This window comes from Brevundimonas sp. (assembly GCF_013912005.1).
Lineage (GTDB): Bacteria > Pseudomonadota > Alphaproteobacteria > Caulobacterales > Caulobacteraceae > Brevundimonas.
Genome location: NZ_JACESB010000001.1, coordinates 161,188 through 177,741, shown reverse-complemented (window position 1 = coordinate 177,741; position 16,554 = coordinate 161,188). Strand labels below are relative to the sequence as shown.

16 protein-coding genes are annotated in these 16,554 nt (G+C 71.9%); 3 read left to right on the top strand and 13 right to left on the bottom strand.

All coding sequences use genetic code 11. The features are described from left to right. Nucleotides 1-30 precede the first annotated feature (30 nt). Genes H2038_RS00920 through lipA form a run of 4 tightly spaced genes read right to left on the bottom strand, consistent with a single transcriptional unit; the run spans nt 31 to nt 3,087 of the window. On the bottom strand, nt 31-561 hold the full coding sequence (locus tag H2038_RS00920; protein ID WP_292108573.1) for a GNAT family N-acetyltransferase: 531 nt from the start codon (nt 559-561) through the stop codon (nt 31-33). Then, the gene (locus H2038_RS00915; protein WP_292108572.1) at nt 554-1,666 is read right to left on the bottom strand and encodes an NAD(P)/FAD-dependent oxidoreductase; all 1,113 of its coding nucleotides are present in this window, start codon (nt 1,664-1,666) and stop codon (nt 554-556) included. Before H2038_RS00915 ends, H2038_RS00920 begins: the two co-directional genes overlap by 8 nt. Further along, nucleotides 1,663-2,118 carry a type II toxin-antitoxin system RatA family toxin gene (locus H2038_RS00910; RefSeq protein WP_292108571.1) on the bottom strand — a complete coding sequence of 152 codons (456 nt, stop codon included), beginning with the start codon at nt 2,116-2,118 and terminating at the stop codon, nt 1,663-1,665. The genes H2038_RS00915 and H2038_RS00910 overlap by 4 nt, the downstream gene beginning before the upstream one ends. A gap of 6 nt (nt 2,119-2,124) precedes the next feature. Next, nucleotides 2,125-3,087, bottom strand: a complete 963-nt coding sequence (gene lipA, locus H2038_RS00905; RefSeq protein WP_292108570.1) for a lipoyl synthase — start codon at nt 3,085-3,087, stop codon at nt 2,125-2,127. A 173-nt stretch (nt 3,088-3,260) separates the two neighbouring features. Here lipA and H2038_RS00900 point away from each other — a divergent pair, with 173 nt between their 5' ends. Continuing rightward, the gene (locus H2038_RS00900) at nt 3,261-4,814 is read left to right on the top strand and encodes an AMP-binding protein (protein ID WP_292108569.1); all 1,554 of its coding nucleotides are present in this window, start codon (nt 3,261-3,263) and stop codon (nt 4,812-4,814) included. Between the two features lie 16 nt (nt 4,815-4,830). Here H2038_RS00900 and wrbA read toward each other — a convergent pair whose 3' ends face one another. From wrbA to H2038_RS00885, 3 genes are all read right to left on the bottom strand, one after another. Beyond that, complete coding sequence (gene wrbA / locus H2038_RS00895; RefSeq protein WP_292108568.1) at nt 4,831-5,433, bottom strand: NAD(P)H:quinone oxidoreductase; 603 nt, start codon at nt 5,431-5,433, stop codon at nt 4,831-4,833. Between the two features lie 108 nt (nt 5,434-5,541). Next, nucleotides 5,542-6,000, bottom strand: a complete 459-nt coding sequence (locus H2038_RS00890; protein WP_292108567.1) for a hypothetical protein — start codon at nt 5,998-6,000, stop codon at nt 5,542-5,544. Then, nucleotides 5,997-6,887: a D-alanyl-D-alanine carboxypeptidase family protein gene (locus H2038_RS00885; RefSeq protein ID WP_292108566.1), complete on the bottom strand. Its 891-nt coding sequence runs from the start codon at nt 6,885-6,887 to the stop codon at nt 5,997-5,999. The genes H2038_RS00890 and H2038_RS00885 overlap by 4 nt, the downstream gene beginning before the upstream one ends. 124 nt (nt 6,888-7,011) lie before the next feature. Between H2038_RS00885 and H2038_RS00880 the strand changes: the two genes are divergently transcribed. Together H2038_RS00880 and mazG are read left to right on the top strand one after the other, a co-directional pair. Then, nucleotides 7,012-8,388 (top strand): MFS transporter, encoded by a 1,377-nt coding sequence (locus tag H2038_RS00880; RefSeq protein ID WP_292108565.1) that lies wholly within the window; start codon nt 7,012-7,014, stop codon nt 8,386-8,388. Next, entirely contained in the window at nt 8,385-9,176 is a 792-nt protein-coding gene (mazG, locus tag H2038_RS00875; protein WP_292108564.1) for a nucleoside triphosphate pyrophosphohydrolase, read from the top strand. Before H2038_RS00880 ends, mazG begins: the two co-directional genes overlap by 4 nt. A gap of 69 nt (nt 9,177-9,245) precedes the next feature. On the opposite strand, the gene hflX is transcribed toward mazG, so the two are convergent. The 6 genes from hflX to dusB all read right to left on the bottom strand — a co-directional run bounded on the left by hflX (nt 9,246) and on the right by dusB (nt 16,490). Beyond that, a complete protein-coding gene (hflX, locus tag H2038_RS00870) occupies nt 9,246-10,547 on the bottom strand; it encodes a GTPase HflX (RefSeq protein ID WP_292108563.1) in 1,302 nt (433 codons plus the stop codon). Continuing rightward, complete coding sequence (gene hfq, locus H2038_RS00865) at nt 10,548-10,793, bottom strand: RNA chaperone Hfq (RefSeq protein WP_292108562.1); 246 nt, start codon at nt 10,791-10,793, stop codon at nt 10,548-10,550. 83 nt (nt 10,794-10,876) lie between these two features. Next, nucleotides 10,877-11,740, bottom strand: coding sequence for a D-amino-acid transaminase (locus H2038_RS00860; RefSeq protein ID WP_292108561.1), 864 nt, complete (start codon nt 11,738-11,740; stop codon nt 10,877-10,879). After that, nucleotides 11,737-13,152, bottom strand: a complete 1,416-nt coding sequence (locus tag H2038_RS00855) for a sigma-54 dependent transcriptional regulator (RefSeq protein WP_292108560.1) — start codon at nt 13,150-13,152, stop codon at nt 11,737-11,739. Before H2038_RS00855 ends, H2038_RS00860 begins: the two co-directional genes overlap by 4 nt. A gap of 9 nt (nt 13,153-13,161) precedes the next feature. Then, a complete protein-coding gene (locus H2038_RS00850) occupies nt 13,162-15,441 on the bottom strand; it encodes a PAS domain-containing sensor histidine kinase (RefSeq protein WP_292108559.1) in 2,280 nt (759 codons plus the stop codon). Then, nucleotides 15,438-16,490, bottom strand: a complete 1,053-nt coding sequence (dusB, locus tag H2038_RS00845; protein ID WP_292108558.1) for a tRNA dihydrouridine synthase DusB — start codon at nt 16,488-16,490, stop codon at nt 15,438-15,440. The genes H2038_RS00850 and dusB overlap by 4 nt, the downstream gene beginning before the upstream one ends. Nucleotides 16,491-16,554: the final 64 nt, after the last annotated feature.

Sequence of the window (16,554 nt, the reverse complement as noted above, 5' to 3'; positions counted from 1 at the left end):
CGTCAGCGTCGCCGTACGCGACGGCCGGGGTCAAGCCAGCGACCGGGCCAGCACCACGAAGGCGAGGTCGTCACGCCTGGGCAGGCCGAACCGCGGGTCGGTGGCCGGGAAAGGCCGCACCTCGCCCGTCGGCAAATAGCCGCGGCGGGCGTACCAGTCGATCAGCTCGACGCGCTGGACGATGACCGTCATCTCCATGCGGCGCGCGCCGAACTGCTCGACGGCGTGTCTCTCGGCCGCCGCGATCAGACGCCGTCCGAGCCCGGAGCCCTGCAGCAGCGGATCGACCGTCAGCATGCCGAGATAGGCCAGGCCGCCCCGCCGGTTCGAGACCTGCACGCAGCCCACAGCCGCACCGCCGCGCTCGGCGACGATCACCGCCTGGGTCGGATCGGCGAGGATCGTTTCCAGCGAGGCCAGGTCGATGCGCTGGCCGTCGAGCAGGTCGGCCTCGTGGGTCCAGCCCCGGCGGGCGCTGTCCCCCCGGTAGGCCCGGTGGACGAGCGGCTGCAGGGCGACCGCGTCGTCCGGGCGGGCCAGCCGGAAGTCGGACTCAACCATCGGAGAGCATCCCCGCCACGGCCTCGCCGATGGCCAGCGAGCTGGTCAGGCCCGGGCTCTCGATGCCGAACAGGGCGACGAGGCCGTCGAGGCCGTGGTCGTCCCGCCCGCGCAGCTGGAAGTCCGGTTGCGGCTCGCCCGGGCCGTGCAGCTTGGGCCGGATGCCGGCGTAGTCCGGGGTCAGGGCGCCGTCCGGCAGCGCCGGCCAGAACCGGCGGATGGTGCGCTCGAACGCCGCCGCGCGGGCGGGGTCGACGGAATAGTCCTCGACGTCGACGTATTCCAGGTCGGGGCCGAACACCGCCTGCCCGCCCAGATCCTTGCGGTAATGGGTCCCCAGCGCCCCCGGGATCGGCGGCGGATAGACCAGCCGGTCGAAGGGCGCCTTGCCGGCCAGCCGGAAGTAGACGCCCTTGCCGAAATGGCCGGCCGGGATGCGGTCGGCGGGGTAGCCGTCGATCCGTCCGGCGGCGTCCTGCGCCCCCAGCCCGGCCGCCGTGACCAGCAGGCGAGAGGTCAGGGTCGCCCCGCCCTCCCCGCCCGCGGTGATCGTGAACCCGCCGCCCGGCAGCGGTTCGGCGCGTTCGAACGGCGTGGAGACGACGACCGACCCGCCGGCGTCCTCGATCTCGCCCTGCAGGGCGAGCATGTAGCCGTGGCTGTCGAACACGCCGCTCTCGGGCGACAGGATGGCGGAATGGACGGCGAGCGCGGGCTCAAGCGCCCGGGCCTGGGCGCCCGTGAGGTGCGCCAGGCCCTCGACCCCGTTGGTCGTCGCCTGCTGGAAGATCGCCTCGATGCGCGGGGCCTCGGCCGCCTCGGTCGCGACCACCAGCTTGCCGCACCGGCGGTAATCGACCTTGCGGCTGTCGAGGAAGGCGTAGAGCGCCCGTCGGCCCTCGACGCAGAAGCGGGCCTTCAGCGACCCCGACGGATAGTAGAGGCCGCCGTGGATCACCTCACTGTTGCGCGAGGAGACGCCCTGGCCGATGGCCGGCTCCTTCTCCAGCACCAGCACCGTCAGCCCGCGCCGGGAGAGCGCCCGCCCGCAGGCGAGGCCGACCGCCCCGGCCCCGACGACGACGGCGTCGAAGTCGAAGCTCACGCCTTGCGGCCGTAGAGGGCGTCGGCGCGGGCCTCGAAGCAGTGCATCAGCTTGCCGACCGCGCGGTCGAAGTTGGCCTGCAGCATCATGTCCAGCAGCCGGGCCCTGAAGGCGAAGTCGATGAAGAACTCCACCCGCGCGCCCTCCGGGTGCGGGAAGAACTCCCAGCGGTTCTTCAGGTGGTGGAACGGGCCGCGCAGCAGACCGACTTCAACCTTGGGCGCATTGCGATCGTGCCGGACCCAGGTCGAGAACCGCTCGGTCAGGAAGGAGAAGCCGACGCCGGCCTCGGCGTCCAGCACCGACACCCCCGGCGCCTCCTCGCGCTCGTTCCAGACGCGCATCGAGGTGACCCAGGGGACGAAGTCGGGATAGGCGCGCACGTCCGCCACCAGATCGGCGAGCTGGTCGGGCTGATACGGCAGGATCCGGGTGACGCGGTGAACGGCCAAGGCGGCTCAGCGTCCGCTCTGCGCCATCCGCGCCGCTTTCAGCCGGGCGAAATCCTCGCCGGCGTGGTGCGAGCTGCGGGTCAGGGGCGAGGACGACACCATTAGGAAGCCCTTGGCCCGGGCGATGGCCTCGTAGGCCTTGAACTCCTCGGGCGTGACGAAACGGTCGATGGCGGCGTGCTTGCGGGTCGGCTGCAGATACTGGCCGATGGTGATGAAGTCGACGCCGGCCGAGCGCATGTCGTCCATCACCTGCATGACCTCCTCCCGGGTCTCGCCCAGGCCGACCATGATGCCGGACTTGGTGAACTGGTTCGGGTCGCGCTCCTTGACCATCTGCAGCAGGCGCAGGCTGTGGAAGTAGCGGGCTCCGGGGCGGATCTTCAGATACAGCCGCGGCACCGTCTCGAGGTTGTGGTTGAACACGTCCGGGCGGGCGTCGATCATCACCTCGGCCGCGCCGTCCTTGCGCAGGAAGTCGGGGGTCAGGATCTCGACCGTGGTCTGCGGCGCCTGCAGGCGGATCTGGCGCACCACCTCGGCGAAGTGGGCCGCGCCGCCGTCGGAGAGATCGTCGCGGTCGACGCTGGTGATGACCACGTGATTGAGACCCATCTGCTGCACGGCGAGGCCGACCTTGACCGGCTCGTCCGGGTCCAGCGCGTCGGGCAGGCCCGTCTTGACGTTGCAGAAGGCGCAGGCCCGGGTGCAGGTGTCGCCCATGATCATCAGGGTCGCGTGCTTCTGGCTCCAGCACTCGCCGATGTTCGGACAGGCGGCCTCCTCGCAGACGGTGTGGAGGCCCTTCTCCTTCACGATCGAGCGGGTGGCGTTGTACTGGCCTGATCCCGGGGCCTTGACCCGCAGCCAGTCGGGCTTCCTCAGCACCGCCGTCTCCGGCCGGTTCTGCTTCTCCGGGTGACGCAGCTCGGCGGGCGTCTTCTTCAGGGCGTCGATCAGGGTGACCAAGGCGAACTCGCGCGGCGGGGGCGGGAACCGGCTATGTCGTCCTTCCGCACGGCCATGGCAAGGCGGCCCCGAACCTCACGCAAGGTAACGCATCTTTTCAACGCCGGGTCCGCGCACTAGTTTGCCGCGCCCAGAACAGGCGCGGACAACGCGCCGGCACGGAGGATGAAGGTTTGCGCGTAGCCCTGGACCCGAAGGCCGGCGAGGAGACCATCTTCGACGCCCTCATCGCCGCGCGCGAGCGCTATGGCGACAAGGAGATCCTCGAGGACCAGGATCGCAAGCCGCTGACCTACACCGGCCTGATCCGCGCCGCCTTCGTGCTGGGACGCAAGGTCGCAGCCATGACCGAACCCGACGAACGCGTCGGCATCCTCCTGCCGTCCAGCATGGGGGTGGTGGTCACCTTCTACGGCCTCCACGCCCACGGACGCGTGCCGGTGATGATCAACTTCACGGCCGGCGAGCGGAACATCCGGGCCGCCATCGCCGCCGCCGGGGTGAAGAAGGTGCTGACCGCCCGCCGTTTCATCCAGCAGGCGAAGCTGGAGGAGCTGGTCGCCGACATCGGCCAGGCGGCGGAGATCGTCTGGCTGGACGACGTGCGCGCCACGATCGGGCTGCAGGACAAGCTGTACGGCCTGATGGCCGGACTGATGCCGAAGCGGTTCCGGGTGAAGACCGAGCCGTCGTCGCCGGGCGTGGTGCTCTTCACCTCGGGCAGCTTCGGCGCGCCCAAGGGGGTGGTGCTGAGCCAGTGGAACCTGGTCGCCAACTGCCGGCAGGTGGCCCAGCATATCGAGCTGAAGCCCGAGTGGGTGATGTTCAACCCGCTGCCGACCTTCCACTGCTTCGGCCTGACGGGCGGCGTGCTGCTGCCCCTGCTGCAGGGGATGAAGGCCTTCCAGTATCCCTCCCCGCTGCACGCCAGGCAGATCGTCGAGCTGCTGCCGGAGGTGAAGGCCTCGATCCTGTTCGCCACCGACACCTTCCTGAACCAGTACGCCCGCGTCGCCGGACCGGACGACTTCGACACCCTCGAATTCGTGGTCGCCGGGGCCGAGCGGGTGCGCGACGAGACGCATCACCTGTTCAACACCCGCTTCCACGGCCTCAAGCTGCTGGAGGGCTACGGGGCGACGGAGGCCGCGCCGGTGGTGGCGGTCAACCATCCGGACCGCAACCGTCCGGGGACGGTGGGCCAGATCCTGCCCGGAATGGAATGGCGGCTGGACCCGGTTCCGGGGATCGACGAGGGCGGCCGCCTGTTCCTGCGCGGTCCGAACGTGATGGAGGGCTACCTCTCCGCCGACGATCCGATGTCCATCGAGCCGCTCGAGGGCGGCTGGCACGACACCGGCGACATCGTGGACATCGACCCGGAGGGCTACATCTGCATCCTCGGGCGGGCGAAGCGCTTCGCCAAGATCGGCGGCGAGATGGTCTCGCTCACCGCGGTGGAGGGACTGGCCAGCGCGGTCTGGCCCGACGCCCGCCATGCGGTGGTCGCCGTGCCGGACAATCGCAAGGGCGAGAAGCTGGTGCTGGTCACCGACCGCGCCGACGCCGAGGTGGCGCGGCTGGCGGAATGGGCCCGCGAGCACGGGGCGCCCGAGCTCGCGGTGCCGAAGAAGATCGTCCGCGTCGGCGAGGTGCCGGTGCTGGGCACCGGCAAGACCGACTATGTCGCCATCCAGCAGATGGTGGAGCTGGACAAGGCGGCCTGAGCCGGACGCCCGCGGCTCAGACCGCGAGCTTCCGCGCCGTTTCGGCGACGTAGCGGCCCTGCCAGCGGGCCCCCTCGAGCTCATTGTCGCTGGGCATGCGCGAGCCGTCGCCGCCGGTGATGGTGGTGGCGCCGTAAGGGCTGCCGCCGGTGATCTCGTCCATCCGCGACTGCCCGGCCCAGGCGTAGGGCAGGCCGGCGACGAGCATGCCGTGGTGCAGCAGGGTCTGGATCAGGCCGATCAGGGTGACCTCCTGCCCGCCGTGCTGGGTGGCGGTGGAGGTGAAGGCCGAGCCGACCTTGCCGACCAGGCCGCCCCGGGCCCACAGCCCGCCGGTCTGGTCGAGGAAGTTCCGCATCTGCGAGGCGGCCGTTCCGTAGCGGGTGCCGGCGCCGACGATGATCGCGTCGTAGTCCGCCAGTTCGTCGACGGTCGCGATCGGGGCCGCCTGGTCGAGCTTGTAGCCGCTCTTGCGGGCCAGCTCTTCCGGCACCAGTTCCGGCACGCGCCGGATTTCGGCCTCCACGCCTTCGACCGACCGCGCCCCTTCGGCGACGGCCTCGGCCATCCGCTCCACGTGGCCGTAGGTCGAGTGATAGAGAACGAGTACGCGGGTCATGATCTGCTCCGATCTGTCTGCAACAGCTACGGTTCTTAATGTGGGCGCGTTGCGCCCGGCGCAAGCCCCCTCGCCGACAATCGCCCCGGACGCAGCGCGGTTCCGGCCTCAGGCCCGATTGATCGGGCAGACCCGGTCGTAGAAGGCCCGGTCCGCGGGGACCTTCTGGCCGCGCGCAAGCCGGAACCGGTGCTCGACCACCATCGCCTGCTGCTCGATGTTCAGCCGGTCCCAGGCGCAGTCCACGTCGAGCGGATAGCGGTACGACTCCGGCCGGTCCCCGGCCTTCAGCTTGCCGGTCAGCAGGTTCACGCCGCGGGCCGCCTGCCAGACGTGGGTCAGTTCGTGGATGAAGGTGGCCTGCAGGCCCAGCGGCGCGGCGGCGATGTCGGCCGGCAGCGAGCGCGCCGGCCAGACGATCCAGGCTCGTCCGAACCAGCGGCCGGGGACGAAGGCGCGGACGACCGGCCACGGGGCGGCGAGCAGGCGCACCACGCTGTAGTCGAGCGCCTCGCCGAAGGCCTCGCGCGCCAGGGCGATTTCGGCCGGAGACAGCCCCCGGATCACGGGGCCGCCGCGACCGGCGGATCGGCGACGACGCCGGTCCACTCCCAGTGCCACGGTTCGTAGACGTAGGGGGTGAAGCCGAAGCGCCCGGCGTTGCGCACCAGCCAGCGATAGACCGGGCCCCGGCTCATGTGCAGGCGGCTGGCCGGCGAGGTGTCGTCGACGCCGAGGCCGGCGAGATGGCCGACGTACAGGTCGACGGCCGCGCCGGTGCGGTGCGGCGAGCAGACCGCCCGGCGCAGGCCGTCGCAATTGCCCTGCTGCGCGCAGCGGGCGGCATCGGCCTCGGGATCGCGGAAGCCGGAGAAGATCTGCAGCAGCTCCGGATCGGCGGCGACCTCCGGAACCTCGGCGCGGGCGGCGGCGACCATCCGCCGGTAGGCGTCCAGTACGTCCCGGCGCAGCAGCCGGGTCAGGCGGTCGGCGTGCTCCTCCTCCGCCACCAGGTAGCCCAGCTGGTTCAGCGGCGGCGGTTCCGGGCAGGGCTCGTCCCGCACCCGCGCCATGATGAAGGGCCGGCGCTCCTGCCACAGGCCGCGGAAGACCTGGAAGGTGGCCGGGTCGAACCAGCCGGTGACGGGCAGGCCATGGCGGCCCTGGAAGCCGGCGAGGGCGCGGGCGAAGACCGGCGAGCCGGGCGCGCAGCCGGTGCCCAGCTCGTGCTGGATCAGCGGCAGGTAGGCCTCCCAGCCGAGTTCGGCCGCGCCGAACGGGGTCCACTCCAGCCGACCCAGCGACTGCGCGTTGGCCAGGGCCGGGGCGGCCCACTCCAGGTCGTCCGCATCGCAGGCCTCGGCCCCGTCGCGGCCCTGGGCGCACGCCGCCCCGGCGCCGGCCAGAACGACGGCGGCGGCGAGCAGCGACAGCAGCGGACGACCGGACCTCATCCTGACAGGGTGCCTCCGGCCGGCCGCGCCCGGCAAGGGGCTTCGCGCGGGGATGGAGCGGCGGCGGCGAATGCTGGCATGGTGGCGTCGCGGCCGACTCAGCGGGCCGTTCGCGGATCCCTCCATGACCGAGGCCCCTGCCCCCAGCCCCGCCGCCGCCCCGCGTCGGTCCAACGCCGTGCTCGCCGCCTTCGCGGCCAGCTGCCTGCCGTACGCGGCGCTGGGCCTGCCGGTCTACGTCACCCTGCCGGAGTTCTACGCCAGCCACGTCGGCGTGCCGCTGGCGGCGGTCAGCCTGATCTTCCTGATCGTGCGGCTGGCCGACATCGTGGTCGATCCCTTCCTGGGCATGGTCATCGACCGCACCTCGACGAAGTGGGGCCGCTACCGGGTGTGGATGGCCGCCGGCGCGCCGATCCTGATGATCTCCGTCGCCATGCTGTTCTTCGTCGCCCGCGGCGCCGGCCCGGCCCATCTCGCGGCCTGGCTGGTGATCATGTACCTCGGCTATTCGATCAGCCTGCTCAGCCAGATGAGCTGGGCGGCGGTGCTCTCGCCCGACTACGACCAGCGCTCGCGCATCTACGGCTGGTGGCAGGTGTTCAACATCCTCGGCGTGCTGGCCGTGCTGCTGATTCCCGCCATCGCCCAGGGCCTCGGCTATTCCTACGTGGAGGCCGTGCGCATGCAGGGCGGCTTCATCGTCATCCTGCTGCCGCTCGCCCTGCTGGTGACCCTACGGTTCACCCCGGAGCCGCGCAACGTCACGCCGCCGCCGCACGGCGGGCTCGGCGCCACGCTCGCCCTGATCTCCCGCCCGGTGCTGCGCCGCCTGCTGGTCTCCGACCTGATGCTCGGCGCCGCCCGGGGCCTGATCGGGGTGCTGTTCTTCTACTTCTTCGAGCAGGCGCGGGGCTTCGAGCGCGACCAGACCTCGATCCTCCTGCTGGTCTATTTCGTCGCCGGCCTGGTCGGGGCGCCGGTCTGGGCCGCCCTCGCCACCCGCATCGGCAAGCACCACGCCCTGGCGGTCGGCAGCCTCTATTTCGCGGTCAGCTTCGCCGCCGCCACCCTGCTCGTGCCGGCCGGGAACTTCCCGGCGGCCGTCGCGGCCATCTTCATCACCGGCCTCGCCTTCGGCGCCGCCGACCTGCTGCTGCGGGCGATGATGGCCGACGCCTCCGACGCCGTGCGGCTGGACGACGGCGCCGATCGCACCGGCCTGCTGTTCTCGATCCTGAACGCCACCTCCAAGCTCGGCTACGCCATCTCGGTCGGCGCCTTCGCGGTGCTGGAGTGGATCGGCTTCGACGCCGCGCCCGGCGCGGTCAACGCGCCCGGCGTCATCCTCGGGCTGCAGTGGCTGTTCATCGCCGCCCCCGTCGTGCTGCTGGTCGTCTCCGCCGCGGTCCTGCGCGTCTATCCGCTGACCCCCGCCCGCCATGCGGACATCCGCGCCGCCCTGGCCGCCCGCGAAACCCCGCCGAGCCCGTCCGCATGAGCCCGATCGACCGCCTCAACGCCATCATGGTCCGGCTGCGCGATCCGGAGCGCGGCTGTCCCTGGGACGTCGAGCAGACCTTCGCCACCATCGCCCCCTACACCCTCGAGGAAGCCTATGAGGTCGCCGACGCCATCGAGCGCGGCGACATGGAGGACCTGAAGGGCGAACTGGGCGACCTGCTGTTCCAGGTGGTGTTCCACGCCCGCATGGCCGAGGAGGCCGGGCTGTTCGCCTTCGACGATGTGGCCACGGCCATCGCCGACAAGCTGGAGCGGCGCCACCCGCACGTGTTCGGGGACGAGGCGGCCCGGGCCGACGGCGCCGCCCAGAAGGCGCGCTGGGAGGACATCAAGGCCGACGAACGCAAGGCGAAGGCGCAGCACGGCGTGCTCGACGACGTGCCGGTCGGCCTCCCCGCCCTCGCCCGCGCCGCCAAGCTGACGAAACGCGCCGCCCGGGTGGGCTTCGACTGGCCGTCCACGGCCGAAGTGCTGGACAAGCTCGACGAGGAGGTGGCCGAGCTGAAGGCCGAGATCGCCGCCGGCGATCTCGACAAGGCGCGCGGCGAACTGGGCGACCTGCTGTTCGTGATGGCCAACCTGGCCCGCAAGCTGGGGGTCGAGCCGGAGGACGCGCTGCGGGGGACGAACGCCAAGTTCGTGAAGCGCTTCGCCTTCATCGAGGCCGAGCTGGCGAAGGCCGGGCGGACGCCGGAGAAATCGGATCTGGCCGAGATGGATGCGCTGTGGGACGCGGCGAAGGCGGCGGAGCGGCGCGGCGGCTGACCCCTCCCCGCTGCGCGGGGAGGAGACGGAAGCGGCGTCCCCATCCCGTCGGAGAGGGTGGAAGGGCGGTTAGCCGAACATCCGCTCGAACCGCCCCAGCGCCGCCGGATGCAGGCGCACCTTCACGTGCGTCCGTCCCGCGTCGTCCGTCTCGCGCCCCGTCACCCGGCCGTTCTCGTACAGCCAGGCCAACGCCTCGCCCTCGCTCGGCTCCAGCGTGAGCTCCGTCTCCGGGTCGTCGTCGATCAGCGAGGCGATGGTCTCGCGCAGCGTCTCGACCCCCTCCCCCGTCCAGGCCGAGACCGCCACCGCCTGCCCCTGCGTTCTCAGCCGTTCGGCCTGCGCGAGGGTCGCCTCGCGCGCCTCGCCGTCCAGCAGGTCGATCTTGTTCCAGACCTCCAGCACCCGGCGGGTGCGGCCCTCGACGGCGGGGATCTGCTCCAGCACCGCCTCGACGTCCTTCGCCTGGGCGTCGCTGTCGGGACTGGCGATGTCGCGCACGTGCAGGATCAGGTCGGCCTCGCCCACCTCCTCCAGCGTGGCCCGGAAGCTCTCGACCAGCTCGTGCGGCAGGTCGGAGATGAAGCCGACGGTGTCGGCGACGATCGCCGGCCGGCCCTGCGGCAGGCGGATGGTGCGCTGGGTGGTGTCGAGGGTGGCGAACAGCAGATCCTTGGCGAACACCTCGGACCCGGTCAGGCGGTTGAACAGGGTCGACTTGCCGGCGTTGGTGTAGCCGACCAGGGCCACCGTCGGGAACGGGACCTTCTGGCGCGCCTTGCGGTGCAGGCCGCGGGTGCGGCGCACCTCCTCCAGCTCGGCCTTCAGCTTGACGATGCGGTCGGCGATCAGACGGCGGTCGAGTTCGATCTGGGTCTCCCCGGGGCCGCCGGTCGAGCCGGTGCCGCCGCGCTGGCGCTCCAGGTGGGTCCAGGTCCGCACCAGCCGCGAGCGCTCGTAGTCCAGCCGCGCCAGCTCGACCTGCAGCCGGCCTTCCTTGGTCCGCGCCCGACGGCCGAATATCTCGAGGATCAGGCCGGTGCGGTCGATGACCTTGCAGTCCCAGGCCTTCTCCAGATTGCGCTGCTGGACCGGGGTGAGCTGGTCGTCGACGACCACGGCCTCGGCCTCGGCGGCGCGCACCAGGGCGGCCAGCTCGTCGACCTTGCCGGAGCCGAACAGGGTGGCGGGCGCGACCTTGCGCACGCGCACGATCTCCTCGGCGCGCACGTCGAGGTCGAGCGCGCGGGCCAGGCCCACGGCCTCCTCCAGCCGCTCCTCGGCGAGGCGCGGGCTGTCGCTACGTCCGTCGGGGTGAATGACGACCGCCCGGATCAGCGGAACGGCGTGGTCGATGTGCTTTGTGGTCAATCAGTCTTCTTCAGCGTCGGGCTCGTACAGCTGCACGGGCGCGGACGGCATGATGGTCGAAATGGCGTGCTTGTAGACGAGCTGCGACTGGCCATCGCGACGCAGCAGCACACAGAAGTTGTCGAACCAGGTGACGATCCCCTGCAGCTTGACCCCGTTCACGAGGAAGATGGTCAGCGGCGTCTTGGTCTTGCGGACCGAGTTGAGGAAGGTGTCCTGAAGGTTCTGACGCTTGTCGTGCGACATGGCAGGTTGGTCCTGTTCTTGTTGCTTGCCGGCGGGAGGGGCCGGTCGGGCCACCTTAACGGCGCCTGCGTCCGTCGCAACGCCTAGATGGCCTCGCGCCGCGCCCGTTCAAGGTAGAGGGTGCGCAGCTTCGTCGCGATCGGCCCCGGCTTTCCGTCGCCGATCTTCACGCCGTCGATGGACACCGCCGGCATCACGAAGCCGCTGGCCGAGGTGTAGAAGGCCTCCTTCGCCCGCTTGGCCTCCTCGACCGAGAAGGCCCGCTCCTCCAGCTCGACGCCCTCGCTCGACGCCAGCTCCAGCACGGCCGCGCGGGTGATCCCCCGCAGGATGTTGGACTGGGTGTCGCGCGTGCGCAGCTTGCCGTGCTCGTCGACGATCCAGGCGTTGGTCGAGGAGCCCTCGGTGACCAGGCCCATCTCGTCGACCATCCAGGCCTCGGCCGCGCCGCGCTCCTTCGCCGCCTGCTTGGCCAGCACATTGGGCAGCAGGCCCACGGTCTTGATGTCGCAGCGGCCCCAGCGAATGTCGGGCTGGGTGATCACCGCCACGCCCTTCTCGGCGGCGGCGTTCCCCTTCGCCAGCGGCAGGGTGCGGGCGGTGACGATGACGCTGGGCGGGGTGCCCTCGGCCGGGAACGGATGGTCGCGGCGGGCCGTGCCGCGGGTGATCTGGATGTAGACCAGCCCCTCGCGCACCCGGTTGCGGCGCACCGTCTCCTTCAACACCCGCGCCAGCGCCTCGCGCGTCATGGGGCGATCGATGCGCAGCTCGTCGAGGCTGCGCCACAGGCGGGTCAGGTGCCCCTCGAAGTCGGCCAGGCGGCCGTCGAACACCGACCAGACCTCATAGACCCCGTCGGCGAACTGGAACCCGCGGTCCTCCACGTGCACGACGGCGTCGCGCAGCGGACGATAGGTTCCGTTGACATAGGCGACGCGACTCATTCCTCGACCGATCCTTCGTCGATGTCCTCGCCGCCCCGCGCCGGCGACACGCCCAGCGACTTGAGCTTCCGGTGCAGGGCCGAGCGCTCCATGCCGATGAAGGCGGCGGTGCGGCTGATGTTGCCGCCGAAGCGCATGATCTGCGCCGCCAGGTACTCCCGCTCGAACACTTCGCGCGCCTCGCGCAGCGGCAGGGCGATGATGCGTTCGGCCCCCAGCGAGCCGCTGGAGCCGGCGTTGGTCGCCTCCTGCGGCAGGGCGTCGGCGCCGATCGGCTCCGACGGATCTCCGGTGGCGAGGATCAGCAGGCGCTCGACGTTGTTGCGGAGCTGACGGACGTTGCCCGGCCACGGATGGACCTGCAGCACCGCGATGGCGTCCTCGCCCAGCCGCCGGCGCGGCAGGCCCTGGGAGGCGGCGAGGCTCTCGATGAAATACTCCACCAGTTCGGCGATGTCCTCGCGCCGCTCAGCCAGCGGCGGCACCCGGATCGGCACCACGTTCAGCCGGTGGAACAGGTCCTCGCGGAAGCGGCCGGCGGCGATCTCCTCCTTGAGATCGCGCGAGGTCGAGGTGATCACGCGCACGTCGACCTGGACGTCCTGCTCCCCGCCCACCCGGCGGAAGCGCTGTTCGACCAGGACCCGCAGCACCCGGCTCTGGCTCTCGCGCGGCATGTCGCCGACGTCGTCGAGGTACAGGGTGCCGCCGTGGGCGCGCTCGAACACGCCGATCTTGCGCGGCCGCCCGTCGACCCCCTCCTCGCCGAACAGCTCGACGTCGAGGCGCTCGGGAGTCATGCCGGCGGCGGCGATGGCCACGAACTCGGCGCGGGCCCGGGCGCTGGCCTCGTGGATCTGCCGCGCCACCAGCTCCTTGCCGGAGCCCGGCGGGCCCGAGATCAGCACCCGGCTGTTGGCCGGGGCCACCTTGGCGATGGTGCTGCGCAGCGCCTGGGCCGCGGCCGACTTGCCGATCAGACCGGTCGGAGCCGCCACCTGGGCGCGCAGGCGGCGGTTCTCCCGCTTCAGCTGCGAGGCTTCCAGCGCTCTCTGAACGACCACCACCAACCGGTCGGACTTGAAGGGCTTTTCAATGAAGTCATAGGCCCCGCGCTGCAGGGCGCTGACCGCCGTCTCGATGTTGCCGTGGCCGGAGATCATGACCACGGGCAGATCGGGATCCAGCTCCTTGATCAGGTCCAGCAGCTCCAGCCCGTCGAGGCCGCCGCCCTGCATCCAGATGTCGAGCAGGGCCAGCGACGGCTTGCGGGCCCGGATGGCCGCCAGGGCCTCGTCGGAATTGGCGGCGACGCGCACCGCATGCCCCTCGTCCTCGAGCAGGCCCGAGACCAGTTCGCGGATGTCGGCCTCGTCGTCGACGACCAGAATGTCGGCTCCCGTAGATCGCATGACGCCTCGCTATTGCGCGGCCGCGCGCGCCGGGGGCGCCGGCGCCGCAGCGCCCTTGCTCCCGGCCGCCGGGGCCGCCTTCAGGGGGAAGATCAGACACACGCGCGCGCCGGAGAGGGTCTCGGCGTCGGCCAGCTTCAGCTCGCCGCCGTGCTCCTCGCAGATGCGCTTGACGATGGCCAGGCCGAGGCCGGTGCCCTTCTCGCGCGTGGTCACATAGGGTTCGGTGAGCCGGTCGCGGTCGCGCGCCGGCAGGCCGGGACCGTCGTCCTCGACCTCGAACACCGCCTGGCCGTCCTCGACCGTCAGGCGGGCCGAAATGCCCGGCCGCGCGCCGTCGGTCGGTCGGGGGTCCGCCTCGCGCCGGGCCGCCACTGCCTCCCCGGCGTTCTTGAGGATGTTGGTCAGGGCCTGGCCGACCATGCGGCCGTCCGCGTGCAGCACCGCCCGCGGCAGCGGCTCGACCAGCTCCACCCCGACGTCGGGCGCCGCCACGCGCTGGGCGAACACCGCCTCGCGCAGCAGCTCGGCCGGATCCTCGACGGTGAAACGGGGCGCCGGCATGCGGGCGAAGGACGAGAACTCGTCCACCATCCGGCCGATGTCGCCGACCTGGCGGATGATGGTCTCGGTGCAGCGATCGAACACCTCCACGTCATCCCCCACCTGCTTGCGGTAGCGGCGGCGCAGCCGCTCGGCCGACAGCTGGATCGGGGTCAGCGGGTTCTTGATCTCGTGGGCGATGCGCCGGGCGACGTCGCGCCAGGCGGCGTTGCGCTGGGCGGTGACCAGGCGGGTGATGTCGTCGAAGGTCAGCACCATCTCGCCGCCCAGACCGCCCTCGATGCGCACGCGCAGCCGGCGGGTCTCGCCGCCGCGGCTGACGTCGATCTCCTCCTCGATGTGGGCCTCGGCCCGCCCCGCCAGCTCGCTCAGCTCGGGCGACACCTCGCCCAGCGGCCGGCCGATGATCTCGGCGTCAGGTATGGCCAGCAGCTCGACCGCGCTGTCGTTGATGGCCGAGACGCGCCGGCGGCGATCGACCCCGATCACCCCGGCCGACACCCCCGACAGCACCGTCTCGATGAACACCGTGCGCGCCTGCGCTTCCTCGCTCGCGGCCCGCAGCGCCCCCTGCTGGGCCTCGAGGTCGCCGGTCATCCGGTTGAAGGCGGCGGACAGGGTCTGGATCTCGCCCGGCCCCTCCCGGTCGTCCACCCGGGCCGACAGATCGCCGGCGGCGGCGCGGTCCGCGGCCTCCACCAGCCGGCCGATGGGCGCGGAGATGGCGCTGGCGGCCGACATCCCCAGCCAGACGGCGCCGACCAGCACCAGCAGGGCGGTCTCGAAATAGCTGAGGGCGAAGGCGGCCTGGATGCGGTCCCGGCTCTCCCGCGCCTCGCGATAGGCGACGATCGACTGCTCGGCGTTGCGCATCTGCGCGATGAGGCCCGGCTGCAACGGCCGGACGAGGTAGAGGTAGGCCTCGCCATAGCCCGGCAGGGCCATCAGCGAGCGGACCGCGTCGGGGTTCTCCGTGACCTGCTGCGGCGGCTCGCCGCCCTCCGCCGCCGCCTCCAGCACGGCGCGCGGCGGGGCGACGTAGGGGGGCGCCCCCGCCGTCTCGCCGCTGGCCAGCACCTCGCCGGCGGGGCCGAGCACATAGACGGCGGGGTAGCCGAACAGGTCGGCGATCTGGGTCAGGGCGTCCGAGAACTGGATGCGCTGGCCGAACAGGCCGCGCACCCCGCCCAGTTGCTCGGCGATGACGCCCAGGTCCCCGTCCATCTCGCCGGAGACGTCGGCGAGGTAGGCTTCGCCGATCAGGGCGCCGTTGTCGACCGCCGCCTGCACATTGCCGCTGAACCACTGGTCCACGCCGCGGTTGACCAGCACGCCGAAGACGAGGGCGATGGCCACGGCGGGCACCAGCGCCACCAGCGAGAACAGGGTGACGAAGCGCAGGTGCAGCCGCGCGCCGGCGTGGGTGCGCCGGCGCACCAGCACGAGCACGCGCCGGCCGATGACGACCGCCAGGCCGCCGATCAGCAGCAGGTTGAATCCCAGCACCGCCAGCACCGCGCGGCTGGACGACTCCCGCGCCCCGTCGCCGCTCGCGCCCGGGGCCGTGGCCAGCAGCCAGATGGCCGCGCCGCTGACCAGGAAGGCGAGGGCGTAGGCGGCGAGGAAGACGTTGCGGCGGCGATCCTCCGACCAGCCGGCGAACCAGCGCGCCGCCCCGCGGCGGGGCGGCTCAGGCGCGTGGTCGGCGGCGGGCGTGTCCGTCATGCCTCCGCAGCTTCCGCCAACTGTGGCCCGATATCAACAGCAGAGTTGCCAGAAAGCGTCACCGGCCGCCACAGCTCCGCCAACGCCGCCTCGACCTCGCCGGGCGTCTCCAGCCGGCACAGTCGCGCCTTGGCCGCCCGACGGTCCGCCGCGTCGGCCGGCCACGGCGCCTGTTCGACGTACCAGCCGAGATGCTTGCGGAACATCTTCAGCCCCAGCGGCAGGCCGTAGAAGGCCACCGAGGCCCGCAGGTGCTCGACGACGATGGCCAGCCGCTCGACCCGGTCCGGCTCCCGCAGCACCGTCCCGTCCGCCAGCGCCCGCTCCAGGTGCGCCGCCAGCCACGGCCGCCCGTACACGCCGCGCCCCAGCATCAGGGCGTCGGCCCCGGACCGTTCCAGCGCCGCGCGCGCGTCTTCGGCCGTCAGGATGTCGCCGTTGACGATCACCGGCACGCCCACCGCCGCCTTCACCTCGCGCACCGCCGCCCAGTCGGCCCGGCCGGTGTAGAACTGCTGCCGCGTGCGCCCGTGCACGGTCACCGCCTTCACGCCGAGCGCCTCCGCCCGTCGCGCCAGATCGGCCGCGTTCCGCGAGGCGTCGTCCCAGCCGAGACGCATCTTGACCGTCACCGGGCGTGAGGTGGCGGCCACCGCGGCCTCCATGATGCGGCAGGCCAGGTCCGGCGTGCGCATCAGGGCCGAGCCGCAGGCGGCGCCGGTGACCTCCTTGGCCGGGCAGCCGAAGTTCAGGTCGACGATGTCGGCGCCGGCCCGCTCGGCCATGCGGGCCCCCTCGGCGATGGCCGCCGGATCCCCGCCCACCAGCTGGATCACCGTCAGCGGCAGCCCCTCGCCGACCGCGGCGCGGCGCACCACGTCCGGCCGGGCCCGCGCCAGCTCGGCCGCCGCCACCATCTCGGTCGCCACATAGGCCGCGCCCAGCCGCGAGGCGAGCTGGCGAAACGGCAGGTCGGTGATGCCGGTCATGGGCGCGGTCAGCACCCGGCCGGGCACGTGCACCTCGCCGATCTGGAGTCCTGGGCTCATCCGTCCTTACCGCCGACCGACGCGCCTCTCGTCAAGCGCAACCGCGGCGATTAGAAGGCCGGCG

Coding starts and splice junctions, on each gene's coding strand:
- H2038_RS00920 (WP_292108573.1), bottom strand. CDS start 561: ATGGTTGAGTCCGACTTCCGGCTGGCCCGCCCGGACGACGCGGTCGCC.
- wrbA (WP_292108568.1), bottom strand. CDS start 5,433: ATGACCCGCGTACTCGTTCTCTATCACTCGACCTACGGCCACGTGGAG.
- H2038_RS00885 (WP_292108566.1), bottom strand. CDS start 6,887: ATGAGGTCCGGTCGTCCGCTGCTGTCGCTGCTCGCCGCCGCCGTCGTT.
- H2038_RS00880 (WP_292108565.1), top strand. CDS start 7,012: ATGACCGAGGCCCCTGCCCCCAGCCCCGCCGCCGCCCCGCGTCGGTCC.
- mazG (WP_292108564.1), top strand. CDS start 8,385: ATGAGCCCGATCGACCGCCTCAACGCCATCATGGTCCGGCTGCGCGAT.
- hfq (WP_292108562.1), bottom strand. CDS start 10,793: ATGTCGCACGACAAGCGTCAGAACCTTCAGGACACCTTCCTCAACTCG.
- H2038_RS00860 (WP_292108561.1), bottom strand. CDS start 11,740: ATGAGTCGCGTCGCCTATGTCAACGGAACCTATCGTCCGCTGCGCGAC.
- H2038_RS00855 (WP_292108560.1), bottom strand. CDS start 13,152: ATGCGATCTACGGGAGCCGACATTCTGGTCGTCGACGACGAGGCCGAC.
- H2038_RS00850 (WP_292108559.1), bottom strand. CDS start 15,441: ATGACGGACACGCCCGCCGCCGACCACGCGCCTGAGCCGCCCCGCCGC.
- dusB (WP_292108558.1), bottom strand. CDS start 16,490: ATGAGCCCAGGACTCCAGATCGGCGAGGTGCACGTGCCCGGCCGGGTG.